Annotated in this window: 16 protein-coding genes; 4 read left to right on the forward strand and 12 right to left on the reverse strand. The window is 46.4% G+C overall.

Translation table 11 applies throughout. The features are described 5' to 3' along the window. Window positions 1-150: 150 nt before the first annotated feature. From QUB12_RS27775 to QUB12_RS27785, 3 genes are all read right to left on the reverse strand, one after another. Window positions 151-1326, reverse strand: coding sequence for an ATP-grasp domain-containing protein (locus QUB12_RS27775; RefSeq protein WP_333144101.1), 1176 nt, complete (start codon window positions 1324-1326; stop codon window positions 151-153). A gap of 23 nt (window positions 1327-1349) precedes the next feature. After that, complete coding sequence (locus QUB12_RS27780) at window positions 1350-2411, reverse strand: DMT family transporter (protein WP_333309338.1); 1062 nt, start codon at window positions 2409-2411, stop codon at window positions 1350-1352. A gap of 142 nt (window positions 2412-2553) precedes the next feature. Then, window positions 2554-3054, reverse strand: coding sequence for a thioesterase family protein (locus QUB12_RS27785; RefSeq protein WP_333144099.1), 501 nt, complete (start codon window positions 3052-3054; stop codon window positions 2554-2556). Window positions 3055-3195: 141 nt separating this feature from the next. Here QUB12_RS27785 and QUB12_RS27790 point away from each other — a divergent pair, with 141 nt between their 5' ends. Continuing rightward, window positions 3196-4047 carry a universal stress protein gene (locus QUB12_RS27790; RefSeq protein WP_333309340.1) on the forward strand — a complete coding sequence of 284 codons (852 nt, stop codon included), beginning with the start codon at window positions 3196-3198 and terminating at the stop codon, window positions 4045-4047. 119 nt (window positions 4048-4166) lie between these two features. Here QUB12_RS27790 and psbM read toward each other — a convergent pair whose 3' ends face one another. The 7 genes from psbM to QUB12_RS27825 all read right to left on the reverse strand — a co-directional run bounded on the left by psbM (window position 4167) and on the right by QUB12_RS27825 (window position 10353). Then, window positions 4167-4280, reverse strand: coding sequence for a photosystem II reaction center protein PsbM (gene psbM, locus QUB12_RS27795; RefSeq protein ID WP_015177760.1), 114 nt, complete (start codon window positions 4278-4280; stop codon window positions 4167-4169). Between the two features lie 294 nt (window positions 4281-4574). Continuing rightward, complete coding sequence (locus tag QUB12_RS27800) at window positions 4575-4871, reverse strand: 2Fe-2S iron-sulfur cluster-binding protein (RefSeq protein ID WP_006631487.1); 297 nt, start codon at window positions 4869-4871, stop codon at window positions 4575-4577. Between the two features lie 148 nt (window positions 4872-5019). Then, window positions 5020-6867, reverse strand: a complete 1848-nt coding sequence (locus tag QUB12_RS27805) for a TolC family protein (protein WP_333144097.1) — start codon at window positions 6865-6867, stop codon at window positions 5020-5022. A 141-nt stretch (window positions 6868-7008) separates the two neighbouring features. Beyond that, the gene (locus QUB12_RS27810) at window positions 7009-8394 is read right to left on the reverse strand and encodes a TIGR03279 family radical SAM protein (protein WP_333144096.1); all 1386 of its coding nucleotides are present in this window, start codon (window positions 8392-8394) and stop codon (window positions 7009-7011) included. Window positions 8395-8555: 161 nt separating this feature from the next. Continuing rightward, complete coding sequence (locus QUB12_RS27815; RefSeq protein ID WP_333144095.1) at window positions 8556-8885, reverse strand: hypothetical protein; 330 nt, start codon at window positions 8883-8885, stop codon at window positions 8556-8558. Between the two features lie 249 nt (window positions 8886-9134). Next, a complete protein-coding gene (locus tag QUB12_RS27820; RefSeq protein WP_333144094.1) occupies window positions 9135-9263 on the reverse strand; it encodes a hypothetical protein in 129 nt (42 codons plus the stop codon). A gap of 187 nt (window positions 9264-9450) precedes the next feature. Further along, window positions 9451-10353: an undecaprenyl-diphosphate phosphatase gene (locus QUB12_RS27825; RefSeq protein WP_333144093.1), complete on the reverse strand. Its 903-nt coding sequence runs from the start codon at window positions 10351-10353 to the stop codon at window positions 9451-9453. Between the two features lie 322 nt (window positions 10354-10675). Between QUB12_RS27825 and QUB12_RS27830 the strand changes: the two genes are divergently transcribed. Together QUB12_RS27830 and QUB12_RS27835 are read left to right on the forward strand one after the other, a co-directional pair. Beyond that, window positions 10676-11287 carry a thylakoid membrane photosystem I accumulation factor gene (locus QUB12_RS27830; RefSeq protein ID WP_333144092.1) on the forward strand — a complete coding sequence of 204 codons (612 nt, stop codon included), beginning with the start codon at window positions 10676-10678 and terminating at the stop codon, window positions 11285-11287. A gap of 218 nt (window positions 11288-11505) precedes the next feature. Beyond that, on the forward strand, window positions 11506-12567 hold the full coding sequence (locus QUB12_RS27835) for a mannose-1-phosphate guanylyltransferase (protein ID WP_333144091.1): 1062 nt from the start codon (window positions 11506-11508) through the stop codon (window positions 12565-12567). A 94-nt stretch (window positions 12568-12661) separates the two neighbouring features. On the opposite strand, the gene QUB12_RS27840 is transcribed toward QUB12_RS27835, so the two are convergent. Together QUB12_RS27840 and QUB12_RS27845 are read right to left on the reverse strand one after the other, a co-directional pair. Next, window positions 12662-13471: a hypothetical protein gene (locus tag QUB12_RS27840; RefSeq protein ID WP_333144090.1), complete on the reverse strand. Its 810-nt coding sequence runs from the start codon at window positions 13469-13471 to the stop codon at window positions 12662-12664. A 94-nt stretch (window positions 13472-13565) separates the two neighbouring features. After that, window positions 13566-14150: a Uma2 family endonuclease gene (locus tag QUB12_RS27845; RefSeq protein WP_333144089.1), complete on the reverse strand. Its 585-nt coding sequence runs from the start codon at window positions 14148-14150 to the stop codon at window positions 13566-13568. A gap of 300 nt (window positions 14151-14450) precedes the next feature. On the opposite strand from QUB12_RS27845, the gene QUB12_RS27850 reads away from it, so the two are divergent. After that, window positions 14451-16103, forward strand: a complete 1653-nt coding sequence (locus tag QUB12_RS27850) for an AarF/ABC1/UbiB kinase family protein (protein ID WP_333309347.1) — start codon at window positions 14451-14453, stop codon at window positions 16101-16103. The last annotated feature ends 73 nt before the right edge of the window (window positions 16104-16176 follow it).

Consider the following 16176-nt stretch of genomic DNA (forward strand, 5'->3'; position numbering starts at 1 on the left):
CTCATTATTGTCTCGGATGATTCACTTTTACGCCCTCAATCCGTCTATGTGCCAGTTGGGGGTGCGGAATGTGGGTTGGATCGAGAATTTATATTTCTTTACAAATCCCTTTTGGTTACAGGTAAGGTGCAGCGCACCCTGCAAGTCCGATTAATGAAGCAAATCCACAATATGAGGAATAATTTCGATATGCTGAGTCAACAAATAATCCAACCTATCCGCCAGTAAACTAAAAATTAAATCGTTATAACTCATCCCGTATTCCGCCAAACCTAAAGCTACCAAACTCGTCACATTTTCCCCTGGATGTTTCAGATCCGGTTTCGGATTTGCTTCCAAAACATAAAGCGAGCCATCAGCATCACTTCGGACATCAATCCGCACCAAACTGTTCAAACTAAACTCCCAATAAATTGTTCGAGCTAACTCAATTAACTTTTGTTTTAGTTCTGGTTCCTCACCGCCCATCAACCGTCCTCGATCTGCCGTAATCGCCTTTTGATCCATAGAAGTAAAGATACGTTCGTCAGGCTCCAACACGCGCTCTATCGTGGAAAAAGCAAAAGGCTTTGTATTTTTAGAGAAACCGCCTTTAGCATATTTAACATAGCCACAAACCGCTACACAAAATTCTCGTCCCGGCAAATACTTTTCAATTAAAGCAGTATTGTGAGTGGAGCGGTGAACTTCCGAAACCGCCTGAGACAAACCCTCAATTTTGTCTACAAAATGAACGTGCAGCGAAGCGCGACCGGATACGGGTTTAACAACAAACGGCCCTTGATAGTCACCAAAAGCAATGGCAAAACGCTGATGCAAATTAGGCTGCAAAATCCCTTGAGAAGGATGCCAAGTCATAAACGGAGCGGTTTTAATTCCAACTGATTGCAGTTCCCGTTTAAAAGCGTGTTTGTTATCTAAAATTGAACTATTTAGAGGATTGTGACCGACATAAGGCATTCCCAACATTTCCAACAATGCGGGAGTGTGACAAACAGGATTGTAGCCCTGGACTCCGCCAGTATTCAGCCACACTAAATGGATATTTTTTTGTTTGAGTTGTTCCGGCAAATTCATGTCATCAGGCATGACAAAGACTTGCTGAAAGCCAATTTCTGCTAAGGCTTTAGCAATCTCGCGGGCGACTACTTCGTAACTTTTCCAAGAGCGGGGATTGTGAGTTTTGTAAATCACTGAGCCGGGGCGATCGCAGTCGCCGCCGAACACCACAGCAATCCGCAATTTAGCAAACAGCACCTCCAAATATTGAGGCAGCAAACTAAAGTCGTAATGCCAGCTATTGAGGCTGATTGATGTTGGAGTCATTTAAGTATTTTTTCCTTTTGGTTTCATTTTTTAGCCACCGAACCGCTAGATTTTCCCAAATATATTCCAGCCAAAACCACAGAAAAAGCAAACCAATTAAACAAGCTCAAACTTTCCGAAAACAGCACCCAAGCCATAATCGCCGTAATTACGGGTTCTAGCAGCAGGAAAAAAGCTACAAATTCCGACGACAAACTACCGAGACTGTGGATAAGCAGTCCCTGACCGAAAGCTTGGCAAATCACGGCCAAAGCAATTACAGTCAGCCATCCCTGCCAAGAATAAGGGAAAACTCGATCGCCCGCAAGCAGAACCAGTGGCAAAACCAAGATACTGCCCATAAAACAGCGCCACATCAATATAGTTGTCGCCGGAAACTTGGTTCGCAAATGTTCTGAAATTAGCAGATTTCCTGCATAAAACATCGCCGATAAAAGAGCAGCAAAGTCGCCGGCAAGATTGTCTCCCGCAGTTTGCAAATCGTCCATTCCGATCGCAATTGCGCCGGACAAAGCCACCGCCAGTCCCACCAAAAACCTGTTGTCAAAGCGTCGCCCCAACAGCAGCCATCCCCCCAAAGTAGTAAATAAAGGAGTTAAGTTTCGCAGTACAGTAGAATTAGCGACATTAGTCTGACTCAGTGACCAGGCCCAGAAACCCACAGAAGCAGAAGAAACCACGCCTACGGCTATTAACAGCATCACATCCTGCAGAGTGTAGTTCGATCGCTCTTCAACTTGGGCCCCAGACATTCGGCGACGGATAGCACCCGCACCATTCCACACTCCAAATACTACAGTTGCTATCCACAAACGGTTAAAAACAGTAGCATTCGGGCTGATTTCCCGTTCGCTCAACCTAATAAAAATCGCCGCCAGCGACACCGCTAGCAGGGCCGCCGACAGCGATGCGATCGCCCAAATTTTGGCTTTACTGTCAGCTAATTCACCGTTTTTTAAACTTTCTGGCTTTCCCGAAACAAGAGTTTTGTCTTCAGTTTTTAAGGCAGAGTTTAACTCGGTTTTTTCCAAAATATTGCGCTGACGTTGAATATTTGGCTCTGGCAATTCCAGTTTTTTTGACATTATTAAAAGTTCCAATGAAGGCAGAAGGCAGTTGTGTAGGGTGCGTGACGAAAGAAAATTTGGGCGACGAATAAAGTGACTCAAAAGTCACGCACTCTACTTACTAAGGCTGCACCCACTATTTTTTATAGTTAACAGCAGCTTAGGTTGAAGGTTTAACAGAAAGCCTTGTCAAAGCCTCCTTCAGCGCCGGTGGCAATTGGCGGATAATCTTGTTCTTGTCACGATCGACACCAACCAAAGTTACCTGTGCTGTCACATATAACTCCTGAGTATCAGCCGATCGAATTTCGTAATCCCAAAGCAGCCGCACACCCTCGCTAGCAGCCATCCGCGTTCTGACTGCCACAGATTGACCCATTTGTACAGCCCGGTGGTAGCGCAGCGAAAGTTCCACCACGGGCAATTCCAAACCCTGCGCCACCCAGTCTGCATACTCGATGCCAAGAGATCGCAAACTTTCCACCCTAGCTTCCTCCATCCAAGCCAGATAAGTCCCGTGCCAAACCACACCGCTGTAGTCAGTATGGTGAGGGTACACTCGCACCAAATATTCAAACCAGCCCTCAGAGTCCATCCCCCGCCGATTTTGAATAGCACCAGCCGGTGCGAGTTCTGGTTGAGTTCGATCGTTCTCTAACACTTTACAAATCGTTCCAAAACGCTACATTTCTACAAATCATAAGACAAACTTCAGGCTTATGCTTGACAGTAAGCAACTAGAGAACCAACGCCCTAGTTTAACGTCGCACAAGAAAACTCAACTGTTTTTACCGCCAAAACCATGATAGAAAAAATTTTAGTAGCCGTAGCCGGTCGCGGCTTGTGCGAAGAGATGTTTAATATGTTGATGGACATCCCTTCCTTGCAACAAAGCTCTGTCACCGTCTTGCACGTCGTGCCGCCCCAAGTAACCTCCGATGGCATGGCCGAGAAATTGGAAGAAGGAGGAAAGATTTTAGCACAAGCAGTCCAGTCTTTGAAAATAGATCCCAGCAAAGTCAACCCCCGGCTCAAACAGGGAGACCCGAAAACCACAGTTTGCCAAGTCGCAGAAGAAGAACAATCCGACTTAGTAATTATGGGTTCCCGGGGACTCGGACGGCTGCAATCGATTTTGGAAAACTCAGTCAGCCAGTACGTTTTCCAGCTAACATCCCGACCGATGTTGTTAGTAAAAGACGACATCTACGTCAAAAAAATCAAGCGAGTCATGGTGGCGGTAGACAAATCAGAATCTGCCAAACAGTCATTGCAGCTTGCGTTATCTTTGGTCAAAGAAGTCAGTGGCGGAGAGATAATTTTAGTACACGTCACCAAAGATTTGACGGGAAAAGCCAGCGAAGATTTAACAGCAAGTGCTGAAAAAGACCCCGTATTGGCCCCAGCAGTAGCACTAACCAAACAAATGGGAGTTAGCTACCGCTGCGTGAGTGCTACAGGCAAGCCAGGGGAAGAAATTTGTCGGATTGCAGACGACTTGAATGCCGACTTGTTGGTAATCGGTTCCCCGGATCGGCGACCCAACGTTGCCAAAAACTTTGTGGATATCGATCGACTCCTAGGAAATTCGCTATCAGACTACGTGCGAGTTTATGCCAACTGTCCCGTCTTGCTAGCCCGCACAGTCGGCTAGAATCTCATCATTAAGAGTTAGCAGCTAACACTCAACATTTAACAAAAAAAGCGCCTCAGCAAAAAGCTGTTGGCGCTTTTTTTGCAAGCAGCAAAGCCAGAGAGAAATAGCAGCAGTTGCTAATCTTTTCTGCCTTGACGGCTAGCTGTTTGAATGTACAGAATGATTAGAAAAACACTGGGAACCAATACAAACAGAATGGTTGCCACAAACCCTAAATCGTTAACTTCCATGAAGACGCTCGCCTCTATCGGAAAATAGAAAAACACACACAACTAGGATATCACTCAAAGGCAAAAGGCAAACTCGAAGACAGAAGAAGAGCTAACGGACAAGCGTCGAAACCCGCTTTCTGCCTGGATGCCTCGCTGCCCAATCTCTTATTTGTCCTAGAAACCAAGTTTCTTTTCCTAGGCAGGCAAAAGGCGTGATTATACAGTGAAATAGGAAAAAAAACACAATTATTGCATTCTGCATTTTTCTTTCCTTCTGCATTAGAGCATCTCTAGCCTTCTGCCTTCTGAAAGTCACGGTTTAGTCTTCACGCTCACCTGACCATTGACCATAGCTTGACAAGCCAATCGATAGTTTTCGGGCTTTTTCTTGAGCTTGCGGTTCTCAAAGTCAGTGCGGGGCGACAGATTTTCACTGCCCTCGACAATTTCCACAATGCAGGTGCCGCATTGACCAATGCCCCCGCAATTCATGAGCTTTCCCGAAAACGTGTACAAATCGATGCGGTTTTCTAGAGCTTTGAGCCTCAAATTGGCCCCGTCTGCTGCGATGACTTCCTGATTTTCCTTCACAAACTTGATATTGGCCATTGCCGATTCCTTAACGCAGTTGACATCGAACTCTATTACAAAATATTAACTAATGTGTCGGACGTTTAATACCCCGATGTCTAATTGCCTTTGTAATTAAAGGACGCGCGTGCGTAGCTATCCCGTAGGGAATCGCCCCAACCGAATCTCACGGAGCATCCGAGAGGTTATTAGTCGGAAGATTGCTCACAAAGCGCTGGAGAGACGAAAGCCCCAGGTTGTAGGTGATAATTGCCGACAATCGGCTTCTCTCAGCCCTAGTCAAATCAGTTTCCGCCTGAATCACATCCGTCTGAGTACCCACACCAGCTTGAAACCGCAGTCTCGCCAGACGCAGAGCTTCCCTTGACTGCAAAACCCCCGCCTCAGAAGTTTCGATATTCTCAAAACTCGATTCTAAGCCAAAATAAGCTTGTTCTACTTCCCGGCGAACCTGGTTGCGGAGTTGGTCGAATCGACTTTCGGCGATCGCAATATCAGCATCCCGCTGTCTCACCCTCGCGTTCGCCGCGCCCCCATCGAAAATACTCCAAGTCAGACTCGCCCGGATCGAATACCCGTCGGCCCACCCACGAGTCTCAAACGGGTTGGGGTCGTCAGGGTCTTGTCCCAGCACGTTGTAACTACCCCCAACACTCAGTTGAGGCAAACGCCCCGCCTGAATCGATCGCCTCTGCTGCTTGCTGATATCTCTCTGCACCAACTGCTGTTCCAACTCTGGGCGATTCTTAAAAGCCTGCACGATACTCTCTTCCAAAGACAGCCTCCAAGAGCCCGCTTGTTCTACCGGATCTGCCGCTGTCAAGTTCGCCGACTGGCTGATATTCAAAATCTCAGCCAGACGCCGCTGGGCAACTCGCTGATCGCGACGGGCCACTGACAGTTGTTGCACCTCGTTAGCCAAATTTGCCTGAGCCTGCAACACAGCAAACCGGGTTCCCACCCCTGCCCGTTCCAGGGCTTCGGCATCCCGCAAACTTTGCTGGGCATTTCTGACCGAAGCTTGGCGGATGGCAACTTGTCCGTCCGCGTTTTGCAAGTTGTAGTAAGCCTCAGCAGTGTCGAAGCGGAGTTCCTCGGCTTGGCGTTCCACATCCAGTTCCCGAAGGCGCAACTGTTCCTCTGCAGCGCGGATGTTAGCCCGCCGCCTTCCGAACAAATCGATGTCATAGTTCAACTGCAAAGTGCTGTTGAGACTGTTGCTGCCTAAATTTTGCCGAGCTTGCTCGGCGGGCTGCCCGGTTCCGTTAGCCCGAGAGTTGTTGAAGCGCTGCTGAGCCCGGACTCCGAGTTCTCCGCCTGCAGTCACAGAGCGGCTGGCGTCCATTTGAAAATTCAGGTCTGGATAAAGAGCAGCTTGCTGTTCGCGCAAAGCGGATCTGCTTTGTTCCACCTGCTGTCCGGCGATTTGCAAAACTTGGCTGTTGCGGCGCGCGAGGTCGATCGCCTGCTGCAAGGTAATTGGCTCAGTTTGCTCGATCCTGACATCCTCCGGGTTTGTCGGAAACAGCAGCGGGTTCGGGTTGGGTTCCAGGGAAGCCGGAGGCTTGGTGTCTAAAATGCCCCTCGGAGGGAGAGGGGGGAAACTTTCGTTCGGAGTGCCCCGGAGAATTGGTACCGGGGAACTCGGCACAGGAACATTGTTGGGAGGGTTTGGGGAAGGCTGCTGAGTCTGTGTCGGTTCCAACCCTCTTAGAGGCGTTGAACCGGCCTGAGACAGAGTTGATGGGGAAGCCGGAGCAGCCTGTTGAGGCTTTGATGCTTGCTCCGGCCCGGCTGGGGGGTTAAGGGCGATCGACTCTTCGGCCTGTGATGCTGATTCTGCCACTTTGTTCGAGGCCGATCGAACATTCTGCCCTAATTCGACGAGCTGATTGCTAGGGGCCAAGCTGTCCTGAGACTGAGCCGGAGGCTGTGCTGAAGCACTCTGTGCGGCGTTGCCCAAAGTAATTGCAGCGCCCACTCCGACTACGATGATTTGACGAAAAACACGCATAATTTTTTAATTACTCTGCAATCCTAGAGACAATTTTAGAGCAAGATTGAGGTCTCAAGTTTCTAGTCTGTAGCCTGAACTCGACGGTTACAAGTCACAATTACCATACTCATCTTAACTTTTGAATGTTCGATTCAAAATTTAGAATTTAACTTCCGCAGTTGCCAGACCGATCGCCGCCGAGATTAGTTCCTCTACTCCGCTCACCGGCAAAATCCGGGTTTTCAGCGAGCTGGCGAGCTGTTCGAGGGTCATGTCGTCGAGAAAACGCGGTTCCCCCTGTTTTAGCATCACCGACGGCAGCAGGATACCATCTCCCAAGTCTCGCCCCTGCAAAGCTTCGAGCAAATCTTGCCCGGTGAGCAAACCCGTGACAGTGATAGTTTGTCCCCAGTAGTGGCTGCACAGTGCTGCCATGTTGACGGACAAGCCGGGAATTTGGTTTAGTTGTTGTACGATCGGCTCAAAAGCTTTTTCGACTGCATTCCCCACCACCCAAACTAACTTGCGATCGGGCTCGACTGGCATCGGTTGCAGCTTCTCAAAAGCTGTTTCAAACTGCTGGATAAACTGGCGGATAGAACCCACACCGTTACCAATTTGCGGATAATCTTCGTAATCAGCAGCCGACGGCAAATCTAAACCCGCGATTAAAAACCACTCGTCAGCCAGCCAAATACAGCGCGACTTTGAATTCTGCTTTTTAGCTTTTGGGCCGCCTTTTCCTTTACTCAAAAGCACTTGAATTTTCTGCACTTGCTCGATTACTTCTCGCGCTTTTTCCGCAGTTACTGCGATCAGTTCATCTTCGGCAGGACGAAAGCGAGTTAAACCCACCGGCACTACAGCCACCGATGCTACAGCGGGAATACTTCCAGTATGAAACTTTGCCAAATCTAACAAAGTGCGTTCTAAATGTTCGCCATCATTAATCCCAGGACAAACAACTACTTGAGAGTGAATTTGCAAGCGGCGTTCTTGAAACCATTTGATTTGTTCGAGAATCTTGCCAGCGCGGAGATTTTTTAGCAACCGAATTCGCACTTCCGGTTCCGTAGCGTGCACGGAAACATAGAGAGGAGAAAGCCGCATTTGTTCGATTCTGTCCCACTCTTTTTGAGACAAATTTGTGAGAGTGAGATAGCTACCATACAGAAAGCTGAGGCGGTAGTCATCATCTTTGAGATAGAGAGTTTCCCGCTTTCCCGGTGGTTGTTGGTCTATAAAGCAAAAAGGACAGCGATTGTTGCACTGAATTAGTCCGTCAAAAAGAGCTGTTTCAAATTCCACTCCCAAGTCTTCATCATACTCTTTTTCTATTTCTAATTTGTGAGTTTTGCCTTTAGTGTCTAATACTTCTAATTCGAGAAATTCATCGGCGCACAGGAATTGATAGTCAATCAAGTCGCGGGGTTTTTGACCGTTGACGGCGACGATTGAGTCTCCTGGTTCAAATCCCATTTCGGCGCAGATGCTGTCGGGGATAACTTTGGTGATTAGGGCGGGCCGGATTGATAAGTCGCTCATGGTTATTAGTTATTTGTTATTTGTTATTTGTTAGCGGAGAATGTTTACAGTTTAACTTGTCTAGGCTGACAGAAGCGATCGGGCGATCGCTTCTGCCAGTCTAGGCGAGTGAATTGTCTTTAAGAGAATTGACTTGTCGGGTTGCTAAATATACAGCATTATTATATTTTTTCCATAAACAGTCCTGCAATCCGCACCTCAAAAGTTATTCCAGGTAGCTGAGGCTGCCATCCAAGTTGCACTGCTTGCCGTATCCATTGTGTTGCATCACAGGGTGTTACTGGTTTCACTTCGTTAGCGGGACTTAAACCTTGAGGATGAGGTCGATCGGTGATGATAACTAACACCGAACCCGGTTTTTGGGCGTGTTCGATCGCAACATGAAGATTTCCGCAGTATTCTTGCGTATAAGTAGCTTGTCTTCGGATTAGCCAGATGAAAGGCTCCCCATCAACAATTATTTTTCTGGTTCCTTTTTTCGGTATGGACATAGTTTGCTAAGGTCGATCGCCTTTAGAATCAGGATAATTTCTGGGTTGTGAATTTAGCTTGGCTGTGAGAGGATGTATCAAAAATATGTATTTATGAAACTCAAAATTTTGACTGGTTCCTGACAGGCTTAGTTGTTTCTGCCAGCACAACACCGCTCTTTTGTCAACCCAGCAGTGCGGGAAATAATCGCTTTTTTTGCGATACTCTTCCATATATTAGCACTGGGATTCTGAACGGAAAACCTGTTTTCAATCTGATACTATTGTTCCCAGAATTCCGGGAGCGATAAAGAAGGACATCGCTACACCAATACTAGCAGCAGTAACCAGCCTAATTAGCGCTAATTGTGCATTTTGTCGCTCGCTATCTTCGAGCATTCTACATCCTTCACGGCGACGCTCACTTTGAGTTAAAAGCTAACAGCTTGTCAGCTCTTAATAAGCTTTTTATGAACGGGTTCTTCGGCCCGTTCCACAAGAAAATTTACTCTTTGTGGAACAGGCATCTTGCCTGTTCTTGTTTTGGTGGAACAGGCATCTTGCCTGTCCTTGTAATTATAACAACCTACGCATTTTTCACTGCCCCACCTGCGATCGCCGTTAAAATCGCCACACCAAAAGCCAGCCGATACCACACAAACACCCAGGTATTTTGAGTTTGCAGGAACTTGAGCAGCCACGCGATCGACAAATAAGAAAACACAAAGGCCGAAATCGTTCCCACTATCAAAGCTGCAACTCCAGCATCGCTGATTCCTTCTCCCAAAGAACCCTTCAATTCCACTAATCCAGCCAGAGTAATTGCCGGAATTCCCAATAAAAAAGAAAACCGCGCGGCCGCGGGTCTTTCTAATCCTATAAACAATCCTGCTGTTAGGGTAGAACCCGATCGCGAACACCCCGGAATCAAGGCTATTGCTTGAGCTAATCCCATAAAAATACCGTCTTGAACAGTTAACTTTTCATAAGTACGATTGCGCTTGCCAATTTTTTCTGCTATTGCTAACAGTAGCGACATGACTATCGAAGCAATAGCGATGCTGGCCAAACTCCTGAGTGGCGAGTTGTCAAAATCTGGAATCAATGCCTTGATTAGCAGCCCAAAAAAGACTATAGGTATTGTTCCCAAAACCAGTGCCACCGCCATTTGAAACTCATGGGATTTGTAGTTGCGTCGCACCACGGCTTCTAATGCACCAACAGTTATATTTGTCAAGTCTTTCCAGAAATACCAAAGCACTGCGACAATACTGCCCAACTGAATAACAGCAGTATAAGCAACCCCGGGGTCGCCCCATCCCAGGGCGATCGGCACTACCTTTAAATGAGCGCTGCTGCTAATGGGCAAAAACTCTGTTAATCCTTGTACAATTCCTAAAACAAGGGCCTGCACCAGATTGATTTGAGCCGGCCCGGAAACATCAGCAGCCGGCGTTTGGGCGAGGAGTGCGTCAAGCAAAGCTATCATTAGTTGTAAATTCCCAGTTGTCAGTTTCTAGTAATCAGTTGAATTTAATATCTTGCACCCTTCTGGGAAGCTAGAAGCCCACCCCACCACAAATAAATTTTATTGTGGCGCGGACTGTTCCAGTCCGCCCCTGAAAAGCCGATCGCAAATAGTGATCTTCGGTCTGTAGAATCGCCTTGTCGATCGCCACTATCAGCAATTTATGATCATCGAGTCGAAACTACTTTAACCTACTCAACAACATTTGCCTACATTTTGCTGATAAACTTAGGAAAGTTTTTGCATCTGATTTCGCTTTCCTTACAGCAACTGCCAATAACCTATGATATTTCCTGAAAACAAAAATTCAATTGTTACTGCTGCTTCTGGCATCCGCTGGCTGAGGCGAATGTTGTCAGCGAGTCTTGTAACAGTGGCGATCGCACTTAGCTTGATACTGCTAACCGGCACCCCACCAGCCTTCGCCACTCTCACAGACGATCGCTATGACGGTACAATCTTTGCCCTCTACGCCGGCAACGGTTCCCTAGTTCCTCCTAAAGTCAAACTCACAGATTCTTTCAAACGCAATAAACCCGTATTGTTAGTGTTTTACACTGACGACAGCAGCGACTCCAAGCAATACGCGATCGTCGTCTCTCAACTCCAGGAATTTTACGGGCGCGAAGCCGACTTTATGCCCATAACAATTGACTCTTTGCCTCCGCAACCGTCACCCGAAATCACCGAACCAAGCCATTATTACGAAGGTTTCGTACCTCAAACTGTCATCCTAGACCAATCGGGAAAAGTAGTTTTTAATGAAAAAGGACAAATACCATTTGAACAGGTAGATGATGCTTTTCGGAAAGTCTTTGACTTGCTGCCCAGAGAAAAATCAATCCCGCTCAAACGCCGTGTCGTGAACGAACTTAACGTCGAATTGTCGAAGTAATAGGTAATGGTAATTGCTAGTCGCTATAGCAATTTTCAAGGATTCCTTAACGAGAGTTTTTTTGTTCTATATTGGGTAAGGTACGCAATGCGCGCCCTACATTTAGGGTGATACACTCAACAGTCAACAGTCAATCATCATTCTGCCTAAGTAATTCTTTACAAACACCATATCGGGTCTCAGGGCAAAATGGACGTGAACTATTTAAACTTTAAACGATGAGTAGAACCTTAATTCCTGTGATTCTGGCCGGTGGTAAAGGCGAACGTTTTTGGCCGCTGAGCCGCAAGCAGCGGCCCAAGCAGTTTTTGAGTCTCGACGGTAGCGGCAAGAGTTTGCTGCAGGCTACTGCGGAAAGACTTTTGGAATTAGGTAACGGCTGGGACGATTTGTGGGTGGTAACGTCGGAAATGTTGGCTGCGGGAGTCCGCGAACAGTTGCCGCTGTTACCGCCGGAGAATTTGCTGGCGGAACCGGAGGGCCGGGATACTGCGCCGGCGGTGGCCTGGACTGCTATAGAAACTGCGAAGCGTTACGGTGAGGATGCGGTTGTTGGTTTTTTCCCGGCGGATCACTGGATTGGGGAACCACAGGAGTTTATCAAGACTTTGGAGGCGGCGGCGGAGTTGGCGAAAAATCAGGATGCGATCGCCACTTTGGGAGTAAAGCCGAGTTATGCTTCCACTGGTTACGGTTACATCGAACAAGGTGAGGAAATTGGCAGTTTTGGGGGTTTTCCGGCCTATCGGGTGGCGAGGTTTACCGAAAAGCCCGATCGCACAACTGCGGAAGAATTTGTAGCCAGCGGCAAGTTTAGTTGGAACGGGGGAATTTTTGTATTTCGAGTCGGAACTGTCTTGACAGAATTGCGAAATCATGTACCGGAAATGATGGCAGCTTTGGAAGCAAAAGGCGCGCAGGCTTACTCGGAATTACCCAAAATTAGCATCGATTACGCGCTGATGGAGAAGACGCAAAAAGCTTGTGTTCTGCCCGTAGGCTTTAGCTGGGACGATTTGGGAGATTGGAATGCGATCGGCCGTTTGCTGCAAGGAGACAAGCCGAATGTGGAGTTAGCAAAACACGTCGGAATTGATACGAAAGGTGGCATTTTTTATGCCGCCGATGAGAATGAGGTGATTGTCACCATTGGTTTAGAAGATGTCGTAGTTGTCAGAGATGGCAATGTGACTTTGATTGTGAAAAAGGACAGGACGCAGGAGATTAAACAGGTAATTAAGGTTTTGGGAGAAGATGAGAAGTTGAAAGATTTATTGTGATGTAAGTACGCCACAGATTGGGCAGGCGAATACAAAGGATTAATTACTCTTTATCCAGACTTTCGTTTCTTAATCTGTGTCGTACTTTACTATTCTACTTTTGTTGTTCGCACTTCCACTGAAGCCATTGTTTTACCAGATTCCTAATTAAAGCCTCTGCTTCTGATTCTGACATAGGTTCTTTTGGTGGATCGTTCTGATCGACACCGTGCCGTGCATCATCACCAATTGCGCTTTGACTATTAGCAGTATGCTTGAATTGCCTAATCTTATCTTTAGTTATCCACTGTTCAATCCTATCTATCTTATTTTTTTTTCCAGCATCTTTCTTGACAATTTCATAAACTTTGTAAAGATTAATCCAGTTACGATCAAACTCCCTAAATAGTCTAAAAACATTTTCAACTATCTCGTCTTCTTCTGCCAGCTTCCTCCAGGAGTCAAACCCTAAAATAGGGATTCTATCTTGACCGCCTTCTAGTTTGATATAAACACGAGTTAGAGGATCTCTGACTAAAAGCTCAACTCGGTTATGACGCTTACCTTCTTCGTCAACTTCGCGGATGTTATCAGGCTTAAAAAGTGGAAACTCTGTAAAATGAATCCTTGCAACAGCAGTTATATATTGAAGAAGTTTAGTAGCTTCACAAAGTACATCATACGTATTTGTTAGTGATTCCCAGTGCGAAGAAGTTAGGTAATATTTACTAATCTCTTCTTGGATTAAGCTAAATTCATCTGATGAAGCCAGTAAGGAAGAAGTTAGGTAATCTTCTTTACTATTCTCTATGATTAAGCTAAATTCATCTGATGAAGCCAGCAAGTTCGACAAATTGTCAAGATTCGACTTTGTAACGCTAAAAATCTTAAATGGTTTGTTAACGGGTTTGTACATATATTCCATTAGAAAAACCTCCTAATCGTATCAGGAATAGTAAATATTACATCAACTGCACTCATATTTGTGACCCATGACTAAACAAATCAATTTACTTTACTTACATAATTTCTGCTAAATCCAACACAAAACCAGGTAGTACATCTTCCCCTGATAGAGTGCGAGGATTTTGGATAATTTCAACATCTTGACCGGGGCGATAAATTTCAACACGCTGATTTTGCCTGTCAATTAACCAACCCAATTTAGCACCGTTATCTATATATTCTTGCATTTTCTCTTGAAGTTTCTTCAAGGAATCAGTCCGAGAACGCAACTCAACAACAAAATCAGGACACAAAGGAGCAAAACTGTCTTTTTGCTCCGGTGTTAAAGCATCCCAGCGTTCTTTTTTGACCCAAGAGGCATCAGGAGAGCGATCGGCACCATTGGGGAGTGTAAAGCCTCCCGAAGAGTCGAAAACTACTCCCAGTTTAGTTTCACGGTTCCAGACTCGGAGTTGAGATGTTAAATCGGCATTACGCCTGCTAGTTTCACTGCCTGTCGGTGGCATAATAATTAATTCCCCTGATGCTGTACGTTCAAATTGATAATCGCGGTTGTGCTGACAAAGCTGAAAAAATTGCTCGTCAGTTAAGTTGATGGATAATTCGATCGAGTTGGCAGGAAATGGGATGGCAATCATGTCTCTTATACGATATTAAAAACATTGAGAATCTGGTTTTTAATAACTTACTCATTCAATTCTTTGACACATCTTTTCAAGTTAATAAATTTAATTATAAAAATATCATGTCTGCTTTAACTGTATATTACCATGAGGATTAATGCCACGGCCAAAAACCGATCGCCCCCCGCACCCCAAAGCTCTCACGCGCATTCCCACCCTTTCGCCCAAGTTATTCCCCAAGACACTGGTCAGCCCGGTCAACAGCGCTATCCTAGTAGTTATATAGCCCTTAAACCCGATCGACCCGGAGGCCCCTTGTTTAGCCTAGTTCAAAACAATTCTCGCAAAGGAGAAATTCTAGAGGTCGTCTTCCGCAACGGTTGGGACTACATGAAAAGCCTCCTAACCGGCCGCAAAACCGACGCACCCAGTCTCCCAACTCCAGCAGTTCTCCGCAACATCCTCGTCCAATTAGGCCCAGTTTTTGTCAAATTAGGACAATTGCTGAGCACCCGTCCTGACCTTTTGCCGGCCAGCTATATCGAAACTCTCTCCACGCTACAAGCGGAAGTGCCGCCCGTACCGTGGTCGCAAGTAGAAGCAATCGTCCGCCAGGAACTCACACAATCTCTCGAAAATACCTTCGCCAAATTTAACACCGAAGCCATCGCTGCAGGTTCGATCGCCCAAACCCACAAAGCTACTTTAAAAGACGGCCGCGAAGTCGCCCTCAAAGTTCAGCGCCCCGGTATTGATATTGTCATCGAACAAGACATCGCCGTACTGCGAGGTTTGGCAGAACTTGTCATGCTCACAGACTTCGGTCAACAATACGATATTGTCGCCCTAGCTGAAGAATTTGCGATCGCCCTGCGTGCAGAACTAGACTTCATTCAAGAAGCCAGCTACACAGACGAACTGCGCCGCAATTTATCTAAAAGTAAATGGTTTGACCCCACACAAGTTGTCTTACCAGAAATTAACTGGGAGTTGACTACAAAAAAACTCTTAGTAATGGAGTGGCTGAACGGAGTCCCAATTTTGCTAGGCGACTTGCAAGGAATTCGCCAGAAAGGAGATATAAATGCCGAACGCGAAGAAATTACAACGCTACTTTGCCGCGTTTTCTTCCAGCAGTTATATATCGACGGATTCTTTCACGCAGACCCGCATCCCGGCAATTTATTTTATCTCAAAGATGGCCGCATAGCTTTGCTCGACTGCGGCATGGTCGGCAGATTAGACCCGCGCACTCAGCAGAATTTGACAGAAATGTTGCTGGCAATTGTCGATTTAGACGCTCAGCGCTGCGCTCAATTAACTTTGGAAATGGCAGAATTTGCTCAGCCGACAAGTTTAGTTAATCTAGAGAACGATTTGGCTCGAATGCTACGCAAGTATTACAATGTCAGCTTGTCGCAAATGAACTTGTCGGAAATTTTTTATGAGGTGCTAGAAATCACCCGCAAAAATAAAATTCGGCTGCCCAGCAATCTCGGTTTGTATGCAAAAACTCTAGCTAATTTGGAAGGACTGGCGCGTTCTTTTAATCCCAGGTTTAATATTGTAGAGCAGGTGAAACCGCTGATGACCGATATGTTTCGGCGTCAGTTATTCGGAGATGACCCGATACAAGCTTTGTTGAGAACTGCGCTGGATCTCAAAAGCTTATCTTTGCAATCTCCGCGACAGGTGGAAGTGCTTTTAGACCGAGTTACTTCGGAAACTTTGAAGTGGAACTTGACACTAAAAGAACTCGATCCGCTGCGTCGCACTCTGGGGGATTCTGCGAACCGACTTTCTTTTAGTATTGTCGTGGGTTCGCTGATTGTCGGGGCGGCAATTATTTCTTCTAACGCACAAACTCCTCAGCTATCTTTTCTGAGCACGGGTTTGTTTGGGGCGGCGAGTTTTTTGGGTTTTTGGTTGATTATTAGCATTCTCAGGTCAGGGCGTTTGCGAAGTTGATTGTACAATATCGGTATGTGTTGTGGAACAGGCATCTTGCCTGTTCTTGAGAATTGTGGAAGATGTAGAATAT

The organism is Microcoleus sp. B7-D4 (assembly GCF_036705125.1).
Taxonomy (GTDB): domain Bacteria; phylum Cyanobacteriota; class Cyanobacteriia; order Cyanobacteriales; family Microcoleaceae; genus Microcoleus.